28 protein-coding genes are annotated in these 26,891 nt (G+C 39.6%); 22 read left to right on the top strand and 6 right to left on the bottom strand.

Features of this window, described 5'->3' with window-relative positions; translation table 11 throughout:
* Positions 1 to 47 precede the first annotated feature (47 nt).
* From nuoH to FXV77_RS02890, 9 genes are all read left to right on the top strand, one after another.
* The gene (gene nuoH / locus FXV77_RS02930) at positions 48 to 1,121 is read left to right on the top strand and encodes an NADH-quinone oxidoreductase subunit NuoH (RefSeq protein WP_148917714.1); all 1,074 of its coding nucleotides are present in this window, start codon (positions 48 to 50) and stop codon (positions 1,119 to 1,121) included.
* 43 nt (positions 1,122 to 1,164) lie between these two features.
* A complete protein-coding gene (locus tag FXV77_RS02925) occupies positions 1,165 to 1,698 on the top strand; it encodes a 4Fe-4S binding protein (RefSeq protein WP_148917946.1) in 534 nt (177 codons plus the stop codon).
* 2 nt (positions 1,699 to 1,700) lie between these two features.
* Positions 1,701 to 2,246 (top strand): NADH-quinone oxidoreductase subunit J family protein, encoded by a 546-nt coding sequence (locus FXV77_RS02920; protein ID WP_148917713.1) that lies wholly within the window; start codon positions 1,701 to 1,703, stop codon positions 2,244 to 2,246.
* Complete coding sequence (gene nuoK / locus FXV77_RS02915; protein WP_148917712.1) at positions 2,243 to 2,548, top strand: NADH-quinone oxidoreductase subunit NuoK; 306 nt, start codon at positions 2,243 to 2,245, stop codon at positions 2,546 to 2,548. Before FXV77_RS02920 ends, nuoK begins: the two co-directional genes overlap by 4 nt.
* A gap of 2 nt (positions 2,549 to 2,550) precedes the next feature.
* On the top strand, positions 2,551 to 4,560 hold the full coding sequence (locus FXV77_RS02910; protein WP_148917711.1) for an NADH-quinone oxidoreductase subunit 5 family protein: 2,010 nt from the start codon (positions 2,551 to 2,553) through the stop codon (positions 4,558 to 4,560).
* A 3-nt stretch (positions 4,561 to 4,563) separates the two neighbouring features.
* Positions 4,564 to 6,162: a complex I subunit 4 family protein gene (locus tag FXV77_RS02905; protein ID WP_148917710.1), complete on the top strand. Its 1,599-nt coding sequence runs from the start codon at positions 4,564 to 4,566 to the stop codon at positions 6,160 to 6,162.
* On the top strand, positions 6,159 to 7,625 hold the full coding sequence (locus FXV77_RS02900) for an NADH-quinone oxidoreductase subunit N (protein ID WP_148917709.1): 1,467 nt from the start codon (positions 6,159 to 6,161) through the stop codon (positions 7,623 to 7,625). The genes FXV77_RS02905 and FXV77_RS02900 overlap by 4 nt, the downstream gene beginning before the upstream one ends.
* 33 nt (positions 7,626 to 7,658) lie before the next feature.
* On the top strand, positions 7,659 to 8,276 hold the full coding sequence (locus FXV77_RS02895) for a DUF4254 domain-containing protein (RefSeq protein WP_148917708.1): 618 nt from the start codon (positions 7,659 to 7,661) through the stop codon (positions 8,274 to 8,276).
* An 86-nt stretch (positions 8,277 to 8,362) separates the two neighbouring features.
* Positions 8,363 to 9,424 carry a glycosyltransferase family 9 protein gene (locus FXV77_RS02890; protein WP_148917707.1) on the top strand — a complete coding sequence of 354 codons (1,062 nt, stop codon included), beginning with the start codon at positions 8,363 to 8,365 and terminating at the stop codon, positions 9,422 to 9,424.
* Here FXV77_RS02890 and FXV77_RS02885 read toward each other — a convergent pair.
* Entirely contained in the window at positions 9,335 to 10,117 is a 783-nt protein-coding gene (locus tag FXV77_RS02885) for a glycosyltransferase family 32 protein (RefSeq protein WP_148917706.1), read from the bottom strand. The genes FXV77_RS02890 and FXV77_RS02885 overlap by 90 nt on opposite strands.
* A 122-nt stretch (positions 10,118 to 10,239) precedes the next feature.
* Between FXV77_RS02885 and FXV77_RS02880 the strand changes: the two genes are divergently transcribed.
* The 4 genes from FXV77_RS02880 (at position 10,240) to FXV77_RS02865 (ending at position 14,237) form a co-directional block, all read left to right on the top strand.
* Positions 10,240 to 10,992, top strand: coding sequence for a glycosyltransferase family 2 protein (locus FXV77_RS02880; RefSeq protein ID WP_148917705.1), 753 nt, complete (start codon positions 10,240 to 10,242; stop codon positions 10,990 to 10,992).
* A gap of 75 nt (positions 10,993 to 11,067) precedes the next feature.
* Positions 11,068 to 12,159, top strand: coding sequence for a glycosyltransferase family 8 protein (locus tag FXV77_RS02875; RefSeq protein ID WP_148917704.1), 1,092 nt, complete (start codon positions 11,068 to 11,070; stop codon positions 12,157 to 12,159).
* 37 nt (positions 12,160 to 12,196) lie between these two features.
* Positions 12,197 to 13,210: a hypothetical protein gene (locus FXV77_RS02870; protein WP_148917703.1), complete on the top strand. Its 1,014-nt coding sequence runs from the start codon at positions 12,197 to 12,199 to the stop codon at positions 13,208 to 13,210.
* Positions 13,211 to 13,286: 76 nt separating this feature from the next.
* Positions 13,287 to 14,237, top strand: a complete 951-nt coding sequence (locus FXV77_RS02865) for a glycosyltransferase (protein WP_148917702.1) — start codon at positions 13,287 to 13,289, stop codon at positions 14,235 to 14,237.
* A 7-nt stretch (positions 14,238 to 14,244) separates the two neighbouring features.
* Here FXV77_RS02865 and FXV77_RS02860 read toward each other — a convergent pair whose 3' ends face one another.
* Together FXV77_RS02860 and FXV77_RS02855 are read right to left on the bottom strand one after the other, a co-directional pair.
* Positions 14,245 to 15,099 carry a glycosyltransferase family 2 protein gene (locus tag FXV77_RS02860; RefSeq protein ID WP_148917701.1) on the bottom strand — a complete coding sequence of 285 codons (855 nt, stop codon included), beginning with the start codon at positions 15,097 to 15,099 and terminating at the stop codon, positions 14,245 to 14,247.
* A gap of 69 nt (positions 15,100 to 15,168) precedes the next feature.
* A complete protein-coding gene (locus FXV77_RS02855) occupies positions 15,169 to 16,176 on the bottom strand; it encodes a glycosyltransferase family protein (protein ID WP_148917700.1) in 1,008 nt (335 codons plus the stop codon).
* Between the two features lie 344 nt (positions 16,177 to 16,520).
* On the opposite strand from FXV77_RS02855, the gene FXV77_RS02850 reads away from it, so the two are divergent.
* Both FXV77_RS02850 and FXV77_RS02845 read left to right on the top strand, forming a co-directional pair.
* Entirely contained in the window at positions 16,521 to 17,552 is a 1,032-nt protein-coding gene (locus FXV77_RS02850; protein WP_148917699.1) for a glycosyltransferase family protein, read from the top strand.
* A 70-nt stretch (positions 17,553 to 17,622) separates the two neighbouring features.
* Positions 17,623 to 18,426: a glycosyltransferase family 2 protein gene (locus tag FXV77_RS02845; RefSeq protein ID WP_148917698.1), complete on the top strand. Its 804-nt coding sequence runs from the start codon at positions 17,623 to 17,625 to the stop codon at positions 18,424 to 18,426.
* Positions 18,427 to 18,492: 66 nt separating this feature from the next.
* Here the strand turns inward: FXV77_RS02845 and FXV77_RS02840 are convergent, their stop codons facing one another.
* On the bottom strand, positions 18,493 to 19,584 hold the full coding sequence (locus FXV77_RS02840) for a glycosyltransferase family 4 protein (RefSeq protein WP_148917697.1): 1,092 nt from the start codon (positions 19,582 to 19,584) through the stop codon (positions 18,493 to 18,495).
* Positions 19,585 to 19,855: 271 nt separating this feature from the next.
* The gene (locus tag FXV77_RS02835; protein WP_148917696.1) at positions 19,856 to 20,734 is read right to left on the bottom strand and encodes a hypothetical protein; all 879 of its coding nucleotides are present in this window, start codon (positions 20,732 to 20,734) and stop codon (positions 19,856 to 19,858) included.
* Positions 20,735 to 20,840: 106 nt separating this feature from the next.
* Between FXV77_RS02835 and FXV77_RS02830 the strand changes: the two genes are divergently transcribed.
* Positions 20,841 to 21,209 (top strand): DUF3192 domain-containing protein, encoded by a 369-nt coding sequence (locus FXV77_RS02830; RefSeq protein WP_148917695.1) that lies wholly within the window; start codon positions 20,841 to 20,843, stop codon positions 21,207 to 21,209.
* A gap of 266 nt (positions 21,210 to 21,475) precedes the next feature.
* Here the strand turns inward: FXV77_RS02830 and FXV77_RS02825 are convergent, their stop codons facing one another.
* The gene (locus FXV77_RS02825; protein ID WP_148917694.1) at positions 21,476 to 21,859 is read right to left on the bottom strand and encodes an HU family DNA-binding protein; all 384 of its coding nucleotides are present in this window, start codon (positions 21,857 to 21,859) and stop codon (positions 21,476 to 21,478) included.
* A gap of 458 nt (positions 21,860 to 22,317) precedes the next feature.
* Between FXV77_RS02825 and FXV77_RS02820 the strand changes: the two genes are divergently transcribed.
* The 6 genes from FXV77_RS02820 (at position 22,318) to FXV77_RS02795 (ending at position 26,891) form a co-directional block, all read left to right on the top strand.
* The gene (locus FXV77_RS02820) at positions 22,318 to 22,617 is read left to right on the top strand and encodes a helix-turn-helix domain-containing protein (RefSeq protein WP_148917693.1); all 300 of its coding nucleotides are present in this window, start codon (positions 22,318 to 22,320) and stop codon (positions 22,615 to 22,617) included.
* A 261-nt stretch (positions 22,618 to 22,878) separates the two neighbouring features.
* Entirely contained in the window at positions 22,879 to 23,373 is a 495-nt protein-coding gene (locus tag FXV77_RS02815) for a BON domain-containing protein (protein WP_246162185.1), read from the top strand.
* Positions 23,374 to 23,393: 20 nt separating this feature from the next.
* Positions 23,394 to 23,816 (top strand): SH3 domain-containing protein, encoded by a 423-nt coding sequence (locus FXV77_RS02810; RefSeq protein ID WP_148917692.1) that lies wholly within the window; start codon positions 23,394 to 23,396, stop codon positions 23,814 to 23,816.
* Positions 23,817 to 24,087: 271 nt separating this feature from the next.
* Positions 24,088 to 24,774 carry a zinc metallopeptidase gene (locus FXV77_RS02805; RefSeq protein WP_148917691.1) on the top strand — a complete coding sequence of 229 codons (687 nt, stop codon included), beginning with the start codon at positions 24,088 to 24,090 and terminating at the stop codon, positions 24,772 to 24,774.
* Between the two features lie 165 nt (positions 24,775 to 24,939).
* Positions 24,940 to 26,283, top strand: a complete 1,344-nt coding sequence (gene ffh, locus FXV77_RS02800; protein ID WP_148917690.1) for a signal recognition particle protein — start codon at positions 24,940 to 24,942, stop codon at positions 26,281 to 26,283.
* 23 nt (positions 26,284 to 26,306) lie between these two features.
* A complete protein-coding gene (locus tag FXV77_RS02795) occupies positions 26,307 to 26,891 on the top strand; it encodes an NADH-quinone oxidoreductase subunit A (protein WP_148917689.1) in 585 nt (194 codons plus the stop codon).

Here is a 26,891-nt window from a genome sequence, read left to right as displayed (position 1 = left end):
TTTTCCGTAAGTTTGCATCCAATTAAGAATTATTCTAAAAAGTCAAATTGGCCGACCTCGTTATCCATATAATTGTGCCTGTCGCAATCTTTGCTTTTATTGCAGGTTTCACGCTGTTTGCGGTATATGCAGAGCGTAAAATAGCCGGTTTTGTGCAGGACCGTTTGGGACCGATGGAAACCGGAAAATATGGTCTTATCCAAACATTGGCTGACATTTTGAAACTTTTACAGAAAGAATTTATCACGCCATCCGCAGCAGATAGAGTTCTCTTTGCACTTGCCCCTATTGTGATATTTGTCGCCGTATTCATTGGTTTTAGTGTTGTGCCGTGGGCACCGGACTTTATTCCGGCGAACACCAACACCGGACTCTTTTTTATAATGGCCATTGTTGCCATCGACGCCATTGGTATTTTAATGGCTGGTTGGGGGTCCAACAACAAATATTCGTTATTGGGATCTATCCGCGCTATTGCGCAGATGGTATCCTACGAACTACCTGTAGGGCTTTCGCTGATTGCTGCCGTCATGATTACACAGACGTTAAACCTTAACGACATAGCTTACTTGCAAGGGATTGCATCGCCCGAGCAGATTTATTTTATGGGATTTTGGAACGTAACCGATGTTGGCGGGATTTTCGCTTGGCACATTTTTCAGGCACCTCACCTCCTTATTGTTTACGCTATTTTCTTCATCGCTTCCCTTGCAGAGTGTAATCGTGCTCCTTTTGATATTCCGGAAGCCGAATCTGAGCTTATCGGTGGTTTTCACACCGAATATGGTGGAATTAAATTTGCTTTTTTGTTTCTCGCCGAATATGCAATGATGTTTTTGGTGGCGATATTGGGTGTCGTTATTTTCTTAGGAGGATGGAACAGTCCGTTACCCAACATCGGCAGTTTACGCCTTGCCGACTGGACAACCGGATTGGGATGGGGGATTACATGGACATTATTGAAATCGCTGACCATTGTCGGTATACAGATGTGGATTCGTTGGACGCTACCCCGTTTTCGGGCCGATCAACTGATGACGCTATGTTGGAAAGTCTTAATTCCGCTAGCGTTTGTTTGTCTCGCTATATCGGGATTATGGAGAATATTAGTTATGTTGTAAACATAGGATAGCTTTGGTACTAAAAACAACCATACAAGGATTTATGACTGCTGTTAAAGGTTTATTTTTAACGGTCAGGCACTTGTTTGGTGCTCGAAAATCACGCCATACACTCGACATTCGTGATGAAAACTACTTCCAGCAACAGCAAGGAGTCACTACAGTGCAATATCCAAAGGAAAAGATGCCTATTCCAGAAGTCGCACGTTACCAATTGCAAGTCGATATTGAGGATTGCATCGTCTGCGACCTTTGTGCAAAAGCGTGTCCGGTAGATTGTATCGACATCCAATCCATCAAATCAGTAGGTGTCATCGGGAAAACGTCGGATGGAAGTGTCAAACGGTTATATCCAGAGAAGTTTGATATCGATATGGCGAAATGCATGTACTGTGGGCTGTGTACCGTGGTATGTCCTACAGAGTGCATCACCATGACCGACCAATACGACCGCAGCACATCAAAACTGACGGATTTGATCTACGGCTTTTCCGATATGACAGCGGAAGAAATAGCGAAACGAAAAGAAGAGTGGACACGCTTTCAAGCTGATAAGGAGGCGGCTAAGAAAAAATAACGATGATAGAATCCTTATTATTCTACGCTTTCGCCAGCATGGCGATCATTTCTGCGCTTTTACTAGTCAATATACGCAATACCGCCCGTGCGCTGTTTCTACTTTTCATCGTGCTTTTTGCAATGGCAGGGCTTTACCTTTTCGCGCTGGCCGACTTCATCGCTATTACACAAATTTTAGTCTATGTCGGAGGGGTACTTATCCTGTTGATTTTTGCTTTTATGCTGTCCAACAAGGAATTGCTCAACGACCTGCAATCCACGTCAAAGCGTTTTATTTCATTGCCTAACTGGCAGGCGTTGATCCTAGCCCTAGCTTTTTTGGGTATTATGATATATAGTTATATCGGTTGGTCACAGCACATGCCGCAATGGATTGCACAATCCGAAGCCAAGGGAACAATCATATTGCCCACAGACAACAATATAAAAGCATTGGGATTCAAGTTTATGACCCAATATGTATTACCTTTTGAAGTTATATCCGTTTTCTTGATGATGGCCCTTATAGGCGCTGCACACTTATCACGAAAGGAGGACAAAGAATGATAACCCTCACCCATTTCCTAGTTGTTAGCGCATGTATCTTTTCTATTGGTTTGTATGCGGTGCTTGCCAAGCGCAACACGATTATGATTTTAGTAGGTATCGAACTCATGATCAATGCCGCCATATTGAATTTTGTGGCATTCGGAAAATACGATAAAATAAATTATGGCGGTCAAGTGTTCGCTTTGTTTGCTATTGTTCTTGCTGCTGCTGCCGTAGCCGTGGGATTAGCGATTATCCTGAATGTATACCGGCATTTTAAAACCATTAATCCAGAAAACATCCACGAATTGAAAGATTAAACTTGAATACCTTTCTCCACATATCGCCCATTACCGCCAGCATTCTCGTCATGTTATTTCCTTTGTTGGCATTCATTATACAGGCCGTACTGGGTAAAAAGTCCATTTCGGGCAACATCGCATTGATTGGTATAATAGCGAGCGCAGTGATAAGTCTATTCGGCGTGTTCTTGCCTGGATGGAATAGTACATCTGTTCTGCAAAAATGGGAATGGTTTACTATCGGAGAGCATACGCTCTATGTAGGTATACTCGTCAATAACCTTACTGCCCTCATGCAACTGGTCGTTTGTATTATTGCCCTCCCCGTACATATCTATTCACGTGCTTATATGAAAGGCGACAGCGGCATACACCGTTATTGGATGTATCTAAGCCTGTTCTGCTTTGCTATGTTAGGGTTGACGGTATCCCTTAATCTATTGCAACTCTATATTTTTTGGGAGTTAGTAGGTTTTGCCTCTTACTTGTTAATCGGTTTTTGGTTTACCAAAGAAACGGCTGTACAAGCTAATAAAAAAGCATTTTTGATTAACAGGATCGGAGATATCGGTTTTCTCATAGGGATAGCCCTTGTTTATGCGCATTGTGGCACACTAGACCTGTCGACCTTATTTGACCAAACAAGCTCCACGCCACTTATCGATAAAAATACCCCTTGGGCTACGTTTGCAGGTCTGGCCTTTTTTCTGGGAGCTATGGCAAAATCGGCTCAGTTTCCATTGCATGTATGGTTACCCGATGCAATGGAGGGACCCACTTCGGTGTCATCTCTTATTCATGCTGCTACGATGGTAGCTGCAGGTGTATTCCTACTCTGCACCGTTTTTCCGCTTTTCAACGAGACTGTTCTACTGGTCATCGTCCTTATAGGCACGCTGACGGCACTGTCCGCTGCTCTTTTTGCATTAGGTCAATATGACATTAAGAAAATACTTGCCTTTTCGACCATCTCCCAATTGGGTTTTATGATGGTGGGGGTGGGCATCGGTGCATGGGATGCCGCTATGTTTCACCTAACCACGCATGCCTTTTTTAAATGTTTGCTGTTCTTATGTGCGGGAGCGGTCATACACGAAATGGCACATTTGAAAGCAAAGGCACAACTGGAATTCGATCCACAGGATTTACGTCATATAGGCGGTTTAAGACGTTTTATGCCAAAGACCTTTGGCTGTATGGTAATCGCCTCCTTATCCCTCGCCGGATTCCCATTTACTTCAGGTTATCTTTCCAAGGATAGCATCGTCATTACGGCATACGAATGGGCTAGTCATCTGGGGGGTGTTTATGTGCTGATTCCTGTATTGTTAATTATCGTCAGCATCCTTACGGCCTTCTACATCGGACGGCTTATCTTCAAGGTCTTTTTTGGTTCTTTTAAATACCGCTCGTATATAAAAACAGGGATGACATTCCACGAAGCACCGAATGCTATGCTTATACCGATGCTTTTCCTTGCTGCGGGCAGTTTATTCCCGCTTTTCGGACTATCGTTAACAAATTATCACCATACTTGGATTATGCAGGCATTGGATGTTGACACCGTCTATCCTACCTTAACCCAAGCTCATTTATTCATTCCGGCCCTTTTAACGGGGGGAGCAATTTTGGGATGGCTTCTCGGATGGAACTGGTACGTAAAAAACAAATATCCTTTATCAGAAAATAACAGTTTCGTACACTTCGCAAATAAACAGGGTTATTTGAACGAGTTTAACGACCGCATATTCGTGAAAGGGAGCATTAAACTTAGCCGCATATTATATGCTTTCGACCGCCATGTGGTGGACGGGCTTACCAACCTTTTCTCTTGGTTTGTACGTCAACTTTCGGTGGTCGTTTATTGGTTTGACAAACATGTCATCGATGGATTGGTTAATTTGTTTGCCCATGCGACGTATTATATCGGCCATCTTGTTCGGCATGTTCAAAATGGGCAGTTACAGGCGTATTTGGGTTTTGCATTGACCATTGTTGTTTTGGGAATACTTTATTTGATAATTAAATAGAAAATGGGCGTGTTATCCATATTGATATTTTTACCACTCGTTGCTACACTGCTGATCTTAACCTTACCGTCATCAGCCAAAGCAACCTATAAATACATTGCCTTAGGTTTTACCTTTCTGCAATTCGGCCTTTCACTTTATCTCTACGGGAATTTCGATGCTACATTGGGCGGTATCCAACAGTTAGATGCTTACCAATTTGTGGAGCAATTATCATGGATACGCATGGATTTAGGTGCCATTGGAAAATTGGAGATCGATTACTTAATCGGTGTAGACGGGATTTCGCTTCCTCTTATTGTATTAAGCACGCTGGTTATGCTGATGGGCGTTGGTGCTTCCTGGAACATCGACAAAAATCCCAAAGGGTATTTTGCCTTACTGATGATACTGAACACCGCTGTAATGGGCATTTTTTCCGCGTTGGACTTTTTCTTATTCTATGTATTCTATGAAGTGATGCTGCTTCCGCTCTATTTCCTTATCGGAATATGGGGAGGAGAGCGGCGTGAATATGCTGCAATCAAGTTCTTTATCTATACCCTCTTGGGTTCAGTACTCATGCTATTGGTGATCGTAGGGCTTTATTTCTCGGTAATCAACCCAGTGACAGGCGCCCATACGTTCAATATGTTGCACATGATGAACCCTGCCAACTATGTAGACGGTTCTTTCTTCGCCTATATAACCAACTACCATGAGGTCTTTGGTATACCGGCTCGTCTGATCGGCTTTATTGTCCTGTTCTTCGCCTTTGCCATTAAAGTCCCAATTGTTCCGTTGCACACTTGGTTACCCGATGCACACGTGGAAGCGCCTACGCCTGTTTCCATTATTCTTGCGGGTATATTGCTGAAAGTTGGTGGTTATGGTATCATTCGGGTCTGTTATAGCATTTTTCCCGATATAGCCGCTTACACGAATTGGTGGCTTGCATTGATTGGAGTCATTTCGATACTGTACGGTGCATTGAATGCATTGGCACAAAAGGATCTGAAACGCATGATAGCCTATTCTTCGGTATCGCATATGGGATTCGTACTACTGGGAATTGCATCACTGACGGCAGAAGGACTATCCGGCGCTATGTTCCAAATGGTTTCGCACGGATTCCTCAGTGCAGCTTTATTTTTTCTCGTCGGTGTATTATACGATCGCGTACACGACCGTTATATTTATAATTTCCGCGGACTTGCTTCGCTTATGCCGAAGTATACCGCTTATGTAGCGATTGCATTTTTTGCTTCGTTGGGACTGCCCGGTTTCTCCGCCTTCATTGGTGAAGCTTTCGTAATCATTGGCGCATTTAATGCCGAAAGCATGTCGACTGGTGTGCCCCGTTGGATGGCCATAGGTGGATCGATTGGTATATTATTAAGCGCAGCGTATTTCTTATGGACGCTACAACGTATGTTTTTCGGACAGACGAGATTAAAAGGCGGACAAGCATGGCAAGAAGCCCTCACCGATTTAAACATCCGCGAACAAGTAATTTTGTTCCCTGCGCTCGCCCTAGCCTTACTGCTGGGCATTATGCCGTCCCTTGTATTTGGCAACCTCAATGCTTCGGTGCTACAACTTATTGAATTAATAAAACCGTGAACATCTCTATCCCCAATATACTCGACCAGATTATCGCTTCCATTCCGCTTTTCAAACCGGAGCTAACGTTGATTATCGGTTTTATCGTGTGCATTTTCACGGCACTTTTCATGGAAAAACGTTGGAAAAACAGTACGTTCACCGCCTGTATGGTTACGTTGGTGTTTTCATTGTACTATCTTGTCGATCAACTTTCTACAACGGGAACTGGATTCTCGGGCATGTGGTTGGTCGATATGTTAAGCACTTATGCCCGCCTTGTGATTATATCCAGTACACTCATTATTGCAATTTTTCTACAACAACGTCACTCCAAAAACAATGGTGATGTATACAGCATACTGCTAGCCGCGACATTAGGCATGCATGTATTAAGTAGTACGAGCCACTGGTTAATGGCTTTTATCGGTATAGAGATGGTCTCTATCGCTTCCTATATATTGGTGGGTTATTTTTCGCAAAATAAAATCCAATCAGAAGCTGCGATGAAGTATGTTCTTTTCGGATCGGTATGTGCCGCGGTGATGCTCTATGGTCTTTCACTTGTATACGGGCTGACGGGCAATCTAGATTTTCAGTCGGCCGAGCACCTACAAGGGCTAATGGATGCTCCCGAAGCTGTTATTACCTTGGCTTTACTTTTTGTATTTGCCGGGATCGGATTTAAGCTCAGCTTTGTGCCTTTCCATGTATGGAGCCCCGATGTTTACCAAGGTGCGCCTACCGCCATTACCGCTTTTCTATCCACTATCCCTAAAATAGGCGCTATTATATTATTTGCTCGTCTCTACCAATCATGGTCGTCCACAGCATTTTACTTTTCCGAATTAAGCACTTGGTTCATCATGGTCGTCGCTATCGTCACGATGCTCGTGGGTAACCTCGCCGCGCTTCGACAGCAGGACGTCAAACGGATGATGGCCTATTCGTCCATCGGCCATACGGGCTTACTACTCATGGCCGTATTTGCCTATCAAGATGCTTTCAGCTACCTATTATTCTATATTGTAGCATACGTCATTATGAATCTGGCTACCTTTATCTTTATTGATCAGCTAGAGCAACAAACAGAGTCCACTTCCCTCCTTTCCTATGCAGGTATGGGTAAAAAGATGCCTATGTTATTTACGGCATTTACGTTGGTTGCGGTGTCACTTATCGGTATACCGCCAACCGTAGGATTTGTAGCGAAATTGATGGTTTTCACCTCTACGTTTTCCGTCTTTCAATCATCGGGCAATACGGGGATACTTCTCCTGCTCGTTGTCGGTGCACTTACGTCAGTTATCTCGCTGTTTTTTTATTTCAAGATTCCATTATATGCATTTTTACGTGATAGTGGTAAAGAAAGCTACGAAAGGAAAAGGTCATCGGTGGTGCTGCTCATTATCGCATATTTATTGACGGCAACTATTATCTTGTTTGGTATTTTCCCCAATTGGATGATGCTAATGCTGTCTTAAAAAGAACATAAAAAAAACCTTATCTTTGTCTTTATGATTAGCGCAATTGCCAACAAGATATTTCAACGTGCCATCGAAGATTATCATCGTCATGATAATATTGACCATCCTATAGAGAATCCATACAATAGCCAGTCGTTAGAACATCTACTGTATCTTAAATGCTGGATAGATACCATGCAATGGCACATGGAAGATGTGGTTCGCAATCCAGATATCACTCCGCAAGAGGGGTTGAATTGGAAGCGTCGGATCGACAAACAAAATCAGGTGCGCACCGATACCGTAGAGTATATCGACAGTTACTATCTACAGCAGTTCCAGAATGTTCAGGCGAAAGAGCATGCGCGAATCAATACCGAAAGTCCGGCGTGGGCGATCGATAGGCTATCTATTTTGGCACTGAAGATATACCATATGGACCAGGAAACCAAACGCACTGATGTAGACCAGGCACATATTACTTCTTGTCAATTCAAATTAGATATATTGTTAGAGCAACGTAAAGATTTGTCAGAAAGCATTGATGAACTGCTCACCGATATTGCATCCGGAGATAAATATATGAAAGTTTACAAGCAAATGAAAATGTATAATGATCCGTCGCTGAACCCTATACTTTACGGAAAACAAAACCTTCATGAATCCTAATTCAGCAAAAGTTAAAAAAAGCGCATGATGGTTCTTGATGACAAATTAGAATTAGAAACAAACACTTTCAGAAAAAAATAAGGAAGATGAAGACAGCCCGCGTATTGGTTATACGCTTCTCGGCAATGGGGGATGTGGCAATGGTAGCTTCTGTCTTGCGAGAGCTCAGCGCTCAACACAAGCAGATAGAACTCATTATGGTAAGTCGACCGCAGTTTGTCGCATTTTTTGACGGCATCCCCAATCTCACCTTCCACCCTATCTTTCCCGATGATCAACATAAAGGAGCCAAAGGGCTATGGCGACTTTTCAACGAGCTCAAAAAATACGATATTGATTACGTAGCCGATTTGCACAATAATATCCGTTCACGGATTCTTACGCTATTTTTTAAAACGGCCGGCTACCGTTTAGCCATCCTTGATAAAGCACGCCATCGAAAAAAAGAGCTGACCAGAAAAAGATATAAGATTTTCAAACCGCTGCGCGCTACGGTGGAACGTTATGCAGACGTATTTAGAGCGCTTGGACTTTCACTGAAGTTAAGCTATCAATTACAAAGAGAGGAACGTCCCATACCGGATGCCTATCAAAATTTGCTAACGTCAAAAACTATCAAAATCGGCATCGCTCCCTTTGCCCAGCATCCTTACAAAGTATGGAAACCGAGCCATTGGAATACTATTTTCAAAACCTTTCCTACCTCTACATATACATTTTTCATCTTTGGCGGTGGAAAACAGGAACTGGAGACGGCAACAACGTGGGGCGAACAGTACCCGCATGTACACAACACGATTGGTCAATTGGGTGTGAAGGGCGAGCTCGATCTCATTAGCCATTTGGATTTAATGATTAGCATGGATTCCTCTGGTATGCATATGGCTTCATTAGTGGGTACACGCTGTCTATCTATTTGGGGAGCAACACATCCCTACGCTGGCTTCTTGGGTTATGGACAATCGACAGAAGATTGCATTCAGGTAGAACATCCTAACCGGCCCAGCTCCATATATGGAAATAAATCGTGTATTTGTAATGGTGTAGAAGCTATTGATTTAGTGACGCCGGAGATGGTGGTGGAGAGGATACAAAAAGAAACTCTTCCTATTTCCAAAGGCATAAGCCAGTCGAGAGGCCAAGATTAATGGTGTACGTTCTATTTTTCGGGATAGCGATCGCCAATAATAAGCTATATTCTTCTTCTTATTTCCCCACGAATCCTCCCACCAATGGATGGCAAGCGTATTGGGTGTAATGCAACTTTCATCAAAGGTCTCTGTCCATGAAAACGGATAAAAGTAATCTTTCTCAAGTAGGAGCACGTCCTTCAATCGTTGGGTTTTATAGGTATCCACACCGTATTTGTTCATCAAGACCTCCGTTGATACGACTGGCGCTGCCATAGGGTGGTATTTCATACGCTGCAGTTTCTCCGTCTCTTGGAGGCAAAGCTCAATAAAGCCATTTCCCTTTTCACATCCGATAACCGCCGTATTAAAAGGAAACTTCGACACGCCTATTTCCGTCTGAAATCCGATAAAAGCTTTTTCGCCCAGCAAACCGTCAAATGTCCGTATTACTTCCACATCCGTATCGAAATAGATTCCTCCGTGCCTAAAAATAGCATATAAACGCATATAATCAGCGATAAACGCCCATCTCTTCTGTTTGTACAAAACTTTCAAAAAAGGCATACTATCGAAGGGCGTATTGGATTCGTCCCATCTTATAATTTCATAATCCGGCAGTAACGTTTCCCAAGATTTAATACACTTTTGAATGGTTTCACTATACGCTCCTCTCCCATACCAACAAAAATGAATTATTCTAGGAATCATCGTTTTGCTTTCTAATTTATTTATCTTTGCCCAAACTTAGATAAATTCATCTTTATATGCAATATACTTTGTATACATATAAAGTTTTTACAGAGGAAACATAGAGAATTTAGATTAATAATATGGGCGTAAGCGGACTGGTCATCACGTTCAACGAAGATAAATATATTGAAAAATGCATCAAAGGTTTACAAAAAGTCTGTGACGAAGTCATCATTATTGATTCCCATAGTCAGGACAAAACCGTTGAAATCGCCACATCGCTAGGAGCAACCGTTATTTCTCAACCCTTTTTGGGAGATGGCCCCCAGCGAACCTTTGGACTCCAATTCTGCCAACATGATTGGATATTAAATGTAGATACAGATGAGTTTCTGGATGATGATTGCTATACATTCTTCGAAAAACAAGAATACCTACAGCTCCCTTACGATGCCTATAGCTTTAAAAGAAGAAACTTCCTAAAAGACAAGGAAATAAATTTTGCGGATTGGTATCCCGATTATGCTTGTCGCTTTTTTAATAAAAAAACAGCCCACCCCTCTCCTCATCTGGTACATCAACGTGTCGTCGCCACCAATATTTACAAATCCGACATGCATTTGGTGCATTATGCCTGGGATAGTTTCCACCAATTGATTGCCAAAAAAAACCAATATACCGATTGGCAGGTGGAAGAATTTATAAAAAAAGGAAAAAAAGTTAATGCTTTATCACCGGCGATTCATGGTGTTACAGCGTTCTTCAAAGCCTATTTTTTAAAAAAAGGTGTATTTCATGGCATCGATGGTGTAACGTTTTCGTTAATTCAATCGTTTTTCTCTTATATGAAGTATGCAAAGATGCTCGAAGTACAGCGTCAACGTAAAATATAGGTGGCATATATTTTGCATAATACTACTTCATTTTTAATGAATTTAGATTAAGATAAGAGGACTAAACACGACTATATGACATATACTTTACCAAAGATTATACAAAGTACAAAACCTGCAAAAAACAGAAGAGCGGTGGCGTTATGTGTGGATAATGCCTTTTTACCTTATGCCTCTTTTGTTGCAAGCCAAATACTGGAAAAAGAGCAAGAACGTGATTTCGACATCGTGATCTGTCTACCTGATACAGAAAAAATCCCCGTATCGATCCATGAAGATATACGCTATTGTACTGTTGATTTCTCGGCTATCAATGAACTCCCGGTTGGTCGCCTCTCGTCAGCAACCTATCACAAGATATTTTTGCCTAGCATTTTTAAAGATCAATATGAGCAGATATTATATCTAGATGCGGATGTCTATGTAAATGCACCCTGCATTTCACAAATTTTAGATAGTAATAAAGACGGAAAGGGATTGATGATGGCTATCGACATATCGGAGATTGAACGTAAATCAGGCTTTAATTTTCACAATGCCTACCTAAATCGCTATATCGCCTTAAAGCATCAGTACAGAAACGCGGGTGTCATTCTATTTAACACCAAACGTTTGCTTGCGATAGACTATTTGGAACAAATGATGGAATATGCGAAGCAAAATAGACAAAAGCTTTTACGCCATGATCAAACATTGATCAATACCGTACTGTACAACGAAATCGGATCACTATCTTTTTTATATAATTACCAGCTTATCGATACAACTATACCTTTATTAGAAGAATTTCAGCCCAAAATCCTGCATTTTGTAGGGGAGCTAAAACCATGGAACACAGAAGAGGGCTTTATTGGTTCCTTCTATAGCAAATATGAGCGCTATATTGGAGAATATTTCCCTGCTCACCAAATTGATTCCAAAACGGAATTTGAACTGAAGTTTGAGAGCCGCAAGAAAAAGCGCAAATACAAAAACCCTATTCGCGAACAGCTATCGTTAGGCGTATTCGTGGGTAAAGAAAAAGTGAAGTATGTGCTTTCTTTCTTCGACGAGGAATCTCCAGACAATGTTATGAACAACCCTAAGATACGGAGGATTTTATCTCGTTTTAAAAGGACTATCGATACGTCGATTTATGAGTGTGAAATTGGTGGGTCGAGGGTGTAGATTTTTTGTATATTAGTAAAATTTTTCACCTCTAAACATGCGCAAAAGTTTAATTTTAGCTATCCCTGAGCACGTAGGATTTCCTTCAGCTTTTAAAAAAAACTTTGAAAGTGAAGGTTTTAACGTTTCATTAATTACAGTACCTGCTTCGGAACATTTCAAGTACAAAAATCTCTTTCAGAGACTACAGAACTTGTTTAGAAAGACATTTTTAGGCGACAAAGATTTTAAACGTAAGCTTTTCGTCAAAAACAACAAAGAAAGGCTTACCGAGCAATTAAAATCTATTGAACACACAGATTATGCACTGTTTATCCGCCCAGATCTTTTCCCTCTTGAAATTGTCCAATTGGTAAAAGAAAAGTGCGGTATGCTCGTCGGTTACCAATGGGATGGACTTGACCGGTATCCTGCGATATATCAATATCTACATTTAATGGATAGATTTTTCGTTTTTGACGCAACTGACTTAAAATCCAACACAACACTTCCGACAACCAATTTCTATTTTGACTTTTTGTCAACTTCTATACCTTCCGGTAACGACACGTTATACTATATAGGTAGCTATTTGGACGGCCGTATCGATATCGTAAAAGATATTGACAACAAGCTTAAAGACTTAAACGTAGATAGAAATATTAAAATAGCTACTAATAACGAAAGGATTATCCAGCTAGTCCAAGGTAAGGGGCTCACACCAATATCTACTTTAGTTCCTTATGAAGAAAACTTAACTGATGTTATTAATGCTCATATTCTTCTCGATATTCAAAATCCTATACATAATGGACTATCCTTTCGTATCTTCGAAGGCATAGGTTATGATAAAAAAGTAATCACAACTAATCCCCATGTTATCAAATATGACTTCTATCGCCCTGAGAACATTTTGATTTGGAATGAACAAAGCTTAGCAGAATTGAAACAATTTATTGACATACCCTATCAGGTACTCCCTGAGGATATTAAACAAAAGTATAGCTTCTCAAATTGGGCAGCATATATGTTGGATTTACCGCAACATATGCCGATAAATTTACCCAATTAGATTCATATTATCAGGTTATTACCTTTTTCAATTTGCGTATGATTAATGTGTAAAAGAGGTTAAATTAACGCTTATCATGAAAATATCCGTTGGATTATGTACATATAATGGAGAGCAACACCTTCATAAGCAGTTAGACTCTATCGTCACGCAAACAAGAAAAGTAGATGAGATAATTGTATATGATGATCGTTCTTCAGACAATACTTGGCAAATTTTGCAGGACTACCAACGCAAATATCCGTTTCTTTTTCATGTTAAAAAAAATGTCAAAAATTTAAAAAGCGTTAAGAACTTCGAACAGGTGTTAAAGGTCTGCACTGGCGATATTGTATTTCTAAGTGATCATGACGATATATGGGCACCACAGAAAGTAGAGAGATACATTTCTTATTTCGAAAAATCACCTAACACAAAGGTATTATGTTCTAATGGACATCTTATAGACGAAGATGGTAAAGTTGTGGACGCGTTAACAGTATGGGATGTCCCAAAAATTCTAAAAGAAAGAGATGGGAATATAAACTATTTTGCAAGTATGTGTTACGGAGGAAATATCGCAACGGGTGCTTCGATGGCTATTAAAAAAGATTATATTCAACACATCCTACCGATACCGTTGATGGAGGACTTTCATCATGATGAATGGATTGCACTAATATCGAGCCATGAGAATTGTTTCGATAGTATAAATGAAAAACTTTTTTATTATAGAATACATAATCAACAACAAGTGGGGATTATCTCGTACCCAAATACTGCAAGTTCACGAAATAATTTGTACTGGAATTTTTCGCCACTTCAAGATTTAAGTTTTTCAACCATTAAGAGAAGGATAAAAAAGATTAGTTTAAAATACAATCGACTCTTGAAAGCAAAAGAGAATCCATTAATGAAAAACGTTTTAGACGATCTTACCAGAACATACTATGATTTGTCCCGAGAGCTTGTAAAAAAACACCCTATTAGGGGTAGGTTGACAATACTGATTGACAAATTATTAAATAAGCGTCAACTAATTAAATAAAAATTGATTATTTAATATAAACAGAACTATATTTTTGAGGTTTAAACCACTTATAGAAATATCTTCTATACCAAGTATTGTAATATTTTTTAGTAAGCTTTTTCAGCTTATCTTCCATTTGATAAAAGCTTTCTAAGTCCATGTTGTGCTCGTCATAGAATTCTTGATGCTTAGAAAACACATATACCCTCACCTTTTTAAGTTTTTCAGTATTCTCTTTATATCTATCCAAGATGGAATCATTGGTGATACGCTTCCGATAAAAATACTGAGGTTCCTCTATCCGATGAACGCTTCCTCCGAAAACTTTTAATAGATGCATCCAACACTCCCAATCCTCACACAAAGTGACTGATTCATCAAATCCTCCAATAGCTCTAATTTGCTTTACCCGTACCATAGCAAATGCAGGAATACAGTTCTGCCGCAAAAAGGACTTTATTTCAAAAGCATCCAATGGAAATAATCCAGTCTCTCTTTCAAATAATTCCATATTACTGTAAACAATAGTGGTATCAGGATTTTCTAAATAATAAGCTAACGCCAATGAAAGATAGGTTTCTTTTAACTTATCATCGGCATCCAAAAACACCACATATTCTCCTTTTACTTGATGCAAGCCAAAATTCCGCGCTGCTGACAGCCCTCTATTTTCCTGAGTATGTAAAGAAACTTTAGGTTCTGAAAGTATAATTTTTTCTACTATTATACGAGAATTATCCGTTGAGCCATCATCTACAACAACGATTTCAATATTTTTATAACTTTGATCTAAAGCTGACTGAACAGCTTCCAGTATCGTCGAAGCTCCATTGTAGCAAGGAATAACAATACTGACTAAGGGTGTTTTAATACTTGCCATATACAAAAATGCATAAAATAAAATCTAATTTATTTTTTAAATTCAACAGTTTGCTTCTCGAAGTTTCTTTTAAAGACGTTTTATTTTGCTTTGGAGCCATGATGAGAAACTATACTTTTCTATTATTTTAGGATCAATATTAGAATAAGGAGTATTTAAAAATGCAGCTATATCATCATAATTATCATCTGTTAAAATAAAGAAATTGCTAGGATGAAAAAAATCTGCTTCAATTACCTTAGGATTAGTAGTGATTACTTTTTTACCAAACTTAATCCCCTCTAATATTCTAAATGAAAACCCTTTATGATCAGAAATAACCAAATCAAGGATTATATCGGCATTCGCAACATGTTGTAATTGTTCGTCAAACGAAACCGTCTCCTTGCGTATTTCCATATTCTCAACTACATAATCAGGCGGCTTAGAATCATAATCTTGTGAGCAAACAACAACGAATTTAACCTTGGAATAATGCGCTGTCATATATTGATGTATAGCAATTAAATCTTGTACTCTACTTTCATGAAAAGTACTTACATAATACACATTATAATGCCTATCATACGAATCTTTCAGAAGTCCTGGATAGTCTAGGTAAAAATTTGGAGAATACAGTAAGTTATAGGAGGGATACTTTTTGAGATCATCTTTATCGAATACATAAAATTGGTCAAAAAAATGCACATACTCCAATACATTTGGGTCTCGTGAAATACCATCAAAATGGAAACTAATCATTTGCTTAGCTTTCTGACGTGCAAGGCTAATGATGTCCGGCTTAAAATAATCAGCTCTGAGCACTAATGCTATATCAAAAGAGTCACAAGCGTAAAGAATCTCTCTCTGTTTTATAGAGATATACGCCTTCTTCAATTTTTCTTTGTAATATCTATCATTTAAAAATACCTTACGGATAAAGTTATAGATACGTTGTAATAGTGAAGTATACTGGAACTTGTATCCCTGATCTTCAATATGTACCACTTCGTATCCCAAATATTCCAAATTCCTTAAAATAAGCTGGTATAAATTAAAACTTGACGGAGAAATTAATAGAAGTTTTTTTTTTGACATGTGACCGTAATAAAAAACTGTTTGTTAAACGTTAATCGCAGATTGATATAACAATATTTGCTGAAGTTACTCTACTTTTCTTTTTTCAAAATTATCAAGTAACTATTGATTTTTTTATCTTCTGCATATACAAAAATGCAAAAAAAGGATGAATACTTGAGATTACCAGTACAGGGATTGCCTTCTCTTTTTGATAATGGGTTCATAAGTGTAGCATATTTCCAAACACTTTCGTATATATACACAGATATAGGATGATCGAATCCATCAAATTCACTGGTACTATAATTGTTGTTTATTCTTAGTAGAGAGTGAAAACTGTATTGCATCAAAATTCAAAAGCAATGGAAGCAAAACAAAAAAAAATTCTAATAGCTGTAAATGATCTAGTACGTGTAGGCGGAGCAGAATTGTACACCTTTGATTTAATCAAAGCCTTTGCAACATCGGAAAGTTTTGAGGTAGAATACTTTACCTTCAACAAGGGATTGATTTCGAAAAAAATAGAGGAAGAACTGCAAATTCCTTTCATGAATCAGAAGAAATATGATCTAATTTTTGCTACCCATAACACTACTGTTAAAGAACTCTTCGGCCTAGCACCCATTATTCAGATTTGCCATGGTACGATACTAGAACCAGAACAACCCTCTCCCCTGGCAGATTACCATATTGCTATTTCTCAAGAAATAGCGGATCATTTAACAAAATTAGGGTATCCCAACGAAGTGGTGTTGAATGGAATTGATATAAAAATAAAAAGACCTTTAAATCCAATAAATAAAAAGCTTACAAGCGTATTGTCTCTATGCCAAAGCGAAAAAGCTAACAATAAGCTACAGGCTATCTGTAACAAAAAAGGGCTACGTTTCAAAGCCTATAATAAACACAAAAACCCAACTACCAATATCGAGCAAGAAATTAATAACTTCGATATGGTCGTCGGCATTGGACGCTCGGTTTATGACGCCATGGCATGTGGACGACCTAGTTTAATTTACGATAACCGAGGGTACAATGGAAACAAGGCCGATGGTTATTTACGTCCCGAAAATTTCGCAAAGTATGTAAAAAAGAACTGTTCCGGACGTTATTTAAACCGGCAATATCAGGAGAATGAATTAATAAGGGAGTTCGAAAAATATAACCCTGAGGACGGAGAGAAATTAAGAAATATTGCCGTATCGCATCTGAACGCATACAAAATGGTTGACCATTTACTAAATGCCGCAAATCAATTGAACTGGCGTAATCGTCTAAGAAAATGGAAGAGACTTACCAACCATGCAAGACTGGTAAAACATGTTTATATATATAAAAAAATATACGCTTTCACCAAAAATGAATACTTCAACAGATCGCATATCGATAAATAATGGATTTTTAAAAATAGTACTATATTTGATTCTTGATCAAATAAATCTTACGACGGAGAGAAATTAACTTATGAAGCTAAGTATTATCACAGTAAACCTCAATAATATCGAAGGTTTGAAAAATACGCTGGAATCAGTAAGAAAACAGACATATAAAGAATTTGAATACATAGTAATAGATGGTGCTTCTACGGATGGCAGCGTGGAATTAATTAAAAATTCTCCTATAGTCGATAGTTGGATTTCTGAAAAAGACACAGGTGTTTACGAAGCCATGAATAAGGGTATAGAAAAGGCGTCTGGAGATTATCTACTCTTTCTCAATAGTGGAGATTTACTTTTTAGCAATAACGTCATTGAAGCGGTGATTCCGAAGCTCATTTCCGAAGCAATAATATATGGTGATATACAATTCGTAGAACAAGATGGCGAAACTCTTGACACCTATTACTTTCCAGAAAACCTATCATTTAAGTATTTCTTTCATCAGTCTTTGGGTCATCCATCTACGTTTATTAGAAAAGATCTGTTTGAAAAATACGGTAAATATGAAACGAATTACAAGATAGTAGCTGATTGGGTGTTTTTCACCAGAGTTATTATTAAAGAACAAGTCTCTACGAAACACATTACAGACGTTATTTCCATTTTTTATATGGATGGAATGAGCTCCGACCCAAAAAATAGAGACACAATAGAAACCGAGAGGAAAACATTTCTCGAAAAAGAATTCTCGTTGTTCCACCATGACTATGTACAGTATTTTAAATTAGAAGACAGGCTAACAAAGCTAGAAAATAACCAGAAAAGACTCCAATCTTCTAAAGGATTTCGTCTATTGAAAGCATTAGGGGTAAAAAAATTCAATGAATAACATTTTATAACTGTCGACTTCCGAGAGAGTTAAAATTTAGATGGAAGACTTTCCTCGTACAAGATATCATATTACACTGCGATAGGTGTATAAAGTTCCTTTCACACACTTATCTACATTGTACTCCTGCAATTTTGTTCTACCTCTGTCGATTAACGAAATCCGAAGAAATGGATCTTCGATGATACGGAGCATTTCATAAATTAGAGATTCTACAGAAGTTGGCTCAAAAAAGGCAGCAGAATCTCCTGCGATTTCCGGAAAACAGCTTGCCCGACTCAATAGTACCGGGCATCCATTTTTAAAGGCCTCTAAGATAGGCAATCCAAACCCCTCATATAAAGAGGGGTAAACAAGCATGATGGCATTTTTGTATAAAGTATTGAGTTGACTATCTGTGACCGACATTTGTAAGATTTTATCCAGTATACCATTTCTATATAGTAGTTCTTTTTCGGCACTTCCTAAAGCGGCCCCCACGACGACTAATTTAAGGTCTTTCTTTTTGGTAGAGATGTAACCGAACGCCTCTACAAATAATGGAAAATTCTTATAGCCAAAACGACTTCCTACGTAAAGGACATATTCTGCTGGAAGAATCATATTTTCTTCATATGTTATTGCTTTGTCCAGATCAATTCCATGATATACCACATCTATTTTATCTTCGTCAATCCTGTTATAATACAGGATATCTTCCTTTGTTTTATGTGAGATAGCTATTATTTTATCCGCACGTTCAATCAGGACACGCTTTTCATAGGGAGTGGGATCATCAGGCGAAAAAAAACCAGCGTATTTCTCATAGATCATATCATGTATTGTTATTACAAATGGTTTACGAATAACATCTAAATAGTAATGATCGTAGTAAGTAGGGTGAAAAACACTAATATCTTTTTCCTTCAATTTTTTCAAAATATAGCTTCGATTAGCTTCCGACATTTTTTGTGGATAACGACGAAATTGTCTTCTTTGAAAATAATCAGGTTTTAACACCATCTCACTTGACTGAAAATAGTTATGATTACCATACATAGAAAAATTATACGACACATCTGATGTATGCCGTATACCTTCCATTAACGTAGAAAAATATCTGGAAATTCCGCCGAAACCTTGGGCTAAAAATATTTGATGATCGTATAGTATATTCATCTGTATAATTCTTTGAGGAGGTTAATAGAAGTAAGTATGGGAAAAATTGTACATTCGGGATCTTCGAAGTGTAATAGAGGCTCCCGTGTGGGTTTCATGTAATTAATAATATATGGTCAATATGTACTTCAAATATAATGTAATATTAAAACAAATCGAATAGCTGACAAAATTAAATGATTCACAAATACATATTAAATAATATACATAGTTGTGCAGATTATATAGACGAATATACGCGAACAAATGCGGCCACGTTGTAGTTAATCGATCATATCGGTTCAGCGTGGATTTGGTATCCAAACCCAATCACATCTGTGTCTTCACTCTTGATAAGGGCAATATTAGATTTACCGGCACGCCATATCTTTAATACCTGCTCTTCTTTGAATGTTGTTTTGAAAAGCTTCAACAACTCATCAGGAGCGGGGGTATCTGTTAGGTGATATTTTGCTTCTCCATACAATTCAGTGATATACGAACCAAGCAGTTCGATTTCCCGGTCTCCCACTACGGCGTCAGGTCTACTGTAATCAAACGAATCAAATCTTACACTAAGCCGGGATGATAGCACATCATCTCGTAAACTGGTGAAGACCTGCAACGAATAGTCTTTCATATGTTCGTTGGTATATCCCACCATCTTGTTTAGATTTTGGTCCAATTGTTCCCAATTTACATTTAAAAAATCCCCATCTGCAAAAATCTCCGTTACAGCAGAATCGCGAACAACAATCTCACCGTCTTTATATCCATGCAAAAGCGTCTTATAGTTTCCCGGCAAGTAAAAATAGTGACCCCATTCGATCGTGAATTTAGAATCACTCGTGCCATTTTTTTCCAGAAGATGTACCCTTTCTTCATTTCCTTCTACCCGCCATATCAAAGAATCCAAATCATCAGCATAATTTAGCAAAATAGCAAATCCTCCGTTAGGCCCCGTATAGGTACTGTCCTGTAAGCTAAACCCCACCTGCTCATAAATATGTCCCCCACTCTTATCCGTCGTCAATATTAAGGGCAACACTTGGATTTGTTTTTCTGTTTCTGAATCGGGTCCATCGTCTGGCACCACTACATTATTATCCTTGTCAGAACAACTTCCAAACAACAGGGCAGACATCAATAGAAAGCAAATATTTTTTAACATACAAATCAGAATTTTGAATCGAAGTAAATATAAAAAACATTTCAACCAATCATTAATCTTTTTCGACGGGCCGGGGTCAAACAAGAAAACTATAAATCAAAAATCTATGCGTAAATTATTCACATATGCTGCTGCAGTCCTACTCTTGTTCTTAGCATCCTGCGCCGCGCTGAGACATGGCGATATGAGTTTGATCAGTTTGGGCATGTCCAAAGAAGCCGTTATCAAACGTATCGGAAAGCCCAATATGGTAGTCATGGCGCAATCCACCGAAGACGGGCCGCTCGAGGTATACGAATATATGACAGGCGAAGTAAACTCATACACCGAGAAAGTAGAAAGGCGACCCATCTGGGTGTATTTCCTAAATAACGAAGTCATCGAATGGGGGCCTGGAGAAGACTGGCAGAAAGATGCCGCTTTTACCAGACGCATGCTGGAAAGATACCATGAGCACAAAAGAAACAGACGCTAAAATTAACTCGGAATTAAACACAAATAACGCTGACAGGTTCTGAATAGCCAAAAATAGCTTTTATAAAACCGACCATCGTAACTTTTCCGACTCGAAGTTTGCTTTTGGGAAGTGACCACGGTTGTTTGTCAAAAACAAACTTTCATTTTAGAAAAACAAACTTTCATTTTTGGAGATAACCACGGTCATTTTGAGCGCATTGGACACAAAAAAAGCCGGCATCCTAAGACGCCGGCTCAACCGTTAACGATGTTGTGAAGCCTGTGCTATTCGCTTTTCCTGAAAGTTAAATCTGCTATAGCTTTTTTGATACGCGCTCCATTCTGGAACAGCACGCGTTTACGGTGGATGTTTGCACTGGTTACCTCTTCTGCCGTTTCACTACCGATACTGCCGGTACCTAAGCGAAAAGAACCTAACCCGCCCAACCGAACGATGTAACCTTGGGAGATGTTGCGCGGGATTTCGCGCACTAAGCTGTACAAAACAGCCATAACGTCCGCTTCATTGATGGATGAAGCATGGGAAATGTCAGAAGCCAAATCTTCTAAAGTGATCTCGCCACTGCTTACCGGACGTGCATAGAACTTCTTAGGGGCAGCCGCATCCTGCGGGTTGCCGATTTCCTGTACATTGAATTTAATTGCCATAATAATAAATTTAAAAGTTTAAAAAAATGTTTGTCGGCACCGGTCTACTCCTCCTGCGGCGAGCTCTTTCCGTTTTGGTTAACCGTTACCTTGTTTCTTGTTCTTATTCCTCGCGAGATGATCGAACAGCACAAACGTAAGGACAGCGATGAATCAAAATGAAATTTTGATCCGATTTGATCTAAATTGATAGGATTTGACAAAAATTAACCCTAACGAAACCGCTGCTATTTGCCTGTCAGCTCCTCGCGAGATGACCGAACAGCACAAACATAAAGCATCCTCCAAATCTCTTTGGCCGAAATGGCCGGAAATGACTGAAATGGTATCAAATGTCCGGATATGACCGAAATGTCCGGATGTGGAATTTCTGCTTTATCTAGCGTTAGACAAAAAGTATTACTATTGATTTATCGTAAAGACCTGCTTAAAAGTAACTTTTAAATTACCTTTGTATCATGAAAGTAAGAGAAACCAAGAGTTGGAAAGATATAAAAGACCATGTTTATGGAAAAACGGGAACTGAGAGAAGAGATGAACTTGAAAGGGATTTTGAATCCTTTAAAATCGGCCTGCTGCTTAGAAAGGCGCGCGAAGAAAGACATCTTACACAGTCAGAACTAGCTATATTGGTCGATAAAAAACGTGAATATATTTCAAAAATTGAAAATAATGGTGGCAATATAACCTTAAAAACACTCTTTGATATTGTCGAAAAGGGTTTGGGCGGTAAAGTAAAAATATCGATAGAGATCTAGTAGTAAAGAACTATCTGATGTAACCTCTTCCCTCACTTTTCCTTTTCAAGCCAATCTTGCGATCATGATCGTAATTATGCCGTAATGCTTTAGCAATTGTAAGGCGATACGCTTTCCTTTTTCCGCTCTCTATCTAGGATGATCGCCAATCCCTCATTTTGCACATGTTCATAGTATCTTATGATTTAGGATTCTTCCAAACATTTTTTAAGATAACACTGTTTATCAAGCAGTACAATTTAATAATTAACAAAAAGCATTATGATGAAAGTTAAAAAAATCATTTCCGCACTTGCCTTGACGCTAGCCATAGCATGCGCCGCGGTTTCCTGTAAATCCAAAATTTCCGACGCGGATTTAAAAACCAAGGTAGAAGCTGCCATTTCAGCCGAACATTCCGATATATCGGTAGATGCGAAAGATGGTGTAATCACGCTTTCCGGCACTGTCGGCACAGATACTGAAAAACAGGAACTGGAAAAAGCAGTCAAGAATGCAGACGAAAAAAACGTCAAATCAGTAGTTAACAATATCGTAGTAGAAACTCCACAAATTGAAACCAGCACGGATGACACGGATCTAATCAGTAAAGTGACAGACGCAACCAAGGACTTCCCCACTGTAAAAGCCGACGTCAAAGATGGTGTAATTACCGTAACCGGTTCATTGGAACAGGCGCGTGTGCAAACCTTGAAAATGGCCCTAGATGCGCTCCACCCTAAAAAAGTAGATATGTCAGCGTTAACCGTAAAATAGAAAACTAAAAATTGAGCAATATGGCACTGTTAGATAAATATCAAGTTTTGCTGGACACAGCGAAAGCATCCGGAATAGACGACCTCCAGTATGAAGAACAAGAAAGCGTATTACAGATCCGTGGCACTGCACCGAATGCTGATATAAAAAACAAACTATGGGATATTTACAACCAAATCGACCCTAATTTCCTTTCAGGAGACGTCGTGATGGACATCGACGTCTCTACAGCGGTAGCGGGAACTCAGGTAAAAGTTATTACCCAAAACTCCAACCTGAATATCCGCAAAGGTCCGGGAACGGATCAGCCGATTGTCGGCAAAGCGGCAAAAGATGAAATCATAACCTTGGTTAGCCGTGCAAATGACCAGTGGTGGCTTGTCCGGACGAAAGATGGAGAAGAAGGATATTGCTATGCACAATACTTAGAGCCAGTATCTTAATAATTCATTTCCCCGCTCGAAATATAGCGGAATAACGTACAAAAAGAAGGGCGCTCAATAGTGACACCCTTCTTTTTAAGCTAAAATTTGAACCTTATGCCCACCAACCAAGAATCCATCATCAGCAATAATGACAGATTAATATCAATTTTTTTCTTTTAATCTGACAAAATGAGTCGTTTTTATTATCTTCAAGGCGAAGAATAACAAATGGAATGTGGTTTGTAGAGCTAGGAGAAATAGCGAAACGATTTAAAAAGAAATAAAGACTATGTATTGGATTATATTTATTGGAATTGCGGTTATCAGTTGGATTGTGCAATCGAGGTTTAAGAACAAGTTTAAAAAATATTCAGAATTCCCTTTGAGTTCGGGACTTTCGGGTGCGGAGATTGCGCAAAAAATGCTCCATGAAAATGGAATCTATGACGTGAAGGTGCTTGTAGCTGATGGAGGCGGTTTGTCGGACCACTATAACCCGGCAAATAAAACCGTCAACTTGAGCAACGAAGTCTATTACGGTCGTAGTGTAGCTGCCGCTGCTGTTGCAGCACACGAATGTGGCCACGCCGTACAACACGCAACAGCCTATTCTTGGCTACAGTTCCGCTCCGCAATGGTACCTGTTGTGAGCATAGCTTCCAGATTGACATCTTGGGTATTAATAGGTGGTGTTTTGCTGATGGCTTTTAGCGGGAACCCCTGGGTACTCGCAGTCGGTGTAGGAGCACTATTCCTGACCACGCTATTCGCTTTCGTGACCTTACCGGTGGAATTTGACGCATCGGGTAGAGCTTTGAAATGGTTGGAAACCGCAAATATCACCCATAGTCGCGATGAGCACGATGGAGCGAAAGATGCCTTGAAATGGGCCGCAATGACATACGTGGTAGCCGCCTTATCAGCCTTGGTAACGTTATTATATTACGCATATATTCTTTTTGGAAGAAGAGATTAATACACGAAGTGCATATTCCGTGTCCTTGCTATAATATGCAACAAGAAATGCGATATATTTTGTCGCATTTCTTTGTTTTATCATGGATTCCCCGCGTAGGATGAAATAAAATTCACCACTATTTTGTAACTTTGGCACTTAGCACATTTTAAGACGAGAGATAACATGTTTCAGAATTTACAGGATAAACTGGATAGAGCCTTTAAAGTATTAAAAGGACAAGGAAATATCACTGAAATAAACGTCGCGGAGACGATGAAAGAAATTCGCAAAGCATTGTTGGATGCCGATGTGAATTATAAAACAGCCAAAACATTCACCGATGAAGTAAAGCAAAAAGCGTTGGGCCAGAATGTACTCACCAGCATTTCACCCGGGCAATTGCTGACTAAAATCATGAACGATGAACTGACTTCCCTGATGGGAGGAACAGTCACCGATTTAGATATAGCACATAATCCCACGGTAATTTTAATAGCCGGCTTGAACGGTGCGGGTAAAACTACGTTCTCCGGCAAGCTGGCAAACTATCTTCGGGATAAAAAAGGTAAAAAGCCTTTATTAGTCGCAGGTGACGTTTATCGCCCGGCTGCGGTAGATCAGTTGCAAGTGTTGGGCGAGCAGGTGAGTGTACCCGTCTATGTGAACCGCGAATCAAACGATCCCATTGCCATCGCTAAAGAAGGCGTAGCAGAAGCCAAGCGCAACGGAAATAACATCGTCATTATTGATACGGCGGGACGGCTAGCCATTGATGAAGCATTGATGACGGAAATAACCGCCGTAAAGGAGGCGACACAACCGCATGAAATCCTATTTGTGGTGGATGCCATGACAGGTCAAGATGCCGTTAATACCGCTAAAACATTCAACGACCGTCTGGATTTCACGGGGGTTGTCCTCACGAAATTGGATGGTGATACACGCGGTGGAGCAGCGTTATCTATCAAATCCGTAGTCAATAAACCGATTAAGTTTATCGGTACGGGCGAGAAGATGGAAGCCCTTGATGTGTTCCATCCCGACCGTATGGCGTCCCGTATCCTAGGCATGGGAGATGTAGTTTCCTTGGTCGAGCGAGCCCAGCAGCAGTTTGACGAAAAAGAAGCCGCGGAGTTACAAAAGAAAATCCGAAAAAATAAATTCGACTTCAACGACTTTAAATCCCAGATTCAACAGATTAAGAAAATGGGAAATATGAAAGACTTGATGGGGATGATTCCGGGAGTCGGGAAAGCCATTAAAGACGTGGAAATAGAGGACGATGCTTTTAAACCGATAGAAGCTATTATCGACTCCATGACACCTTTTGAGCGAGAAAATCCAGATGCGATTGATACAAAACGACGCATGCGTATAGCAAAGGGTTCAGGAACAGATATCAACGAGGTGAACAAGCTTATGAAACAATTTGCAGACATGCGCAAAGTCATGAAGCAAATGTCCAATCCTGCTATGGCTGCCAAGATGATGCGTAATATGCCCAAAATGCCCGGCAAACCTTTTTAAATAATATTTCGTAATTTTGCCTTATGGATGACCCCGCGCAGCTATCGGAATATGGAAAAATACTATTAATAGCGATAGTAGGTATCCTATTGGTGTGCGTAACCATTTTGTTGGCAAGAATTCTATCGCCAAAAAAACCAAACCCCGAAAAACTAAGTACATACGAATGTGGCGAGGAAGTCACCGGTAACGCTTGGGTGCAGATAAACCCGCGGTTTTATGTCATTGCGCTGGTCTTTCTACTGTTTGATGTGGAATTGATCTTCGTATTTCCTTGGGCGACGGTTTTTGGAAGTAAGGAATTGGTTGCTGCCGATGGGCGCTGGGGGTGGTTTACGTTAGTGGAGATGGGCATGTTTTTGGGTATTCTAGTAGTTGGGTTGGTATATGTGTGGAAGCGAGGTGATATCGCATGGATTAAACCTGCACATGTACAACCGCGCGTTTCTGTCGGGATTCCCACAGCGGCATATGAACAATTGAATAACAAAAAATATCATATCCGTGATTACAAAGAAACGGTGTCTTTGGAAACAGCCGATACCGATACAAAAATCGCGCGCAGTGGAGGGTTAGGATTCCGGCCAAAATTTAAGAAGTCAAACTGA

The organism is Sphingobacterium phlebotomi, assembly GCF_008180195.1.
Lineage (GTDB): Bacteria > Bacteroidota > Bacteroidia > Sphingobacteriales > Sphingobacteriaceae > Sphingobacterium > Sphingobacterium phlebotomi.
Note: the sequence above shows the minus strand (reverse complement) of the source record. Positions and strands in the feature narration are given on the sequence as shown.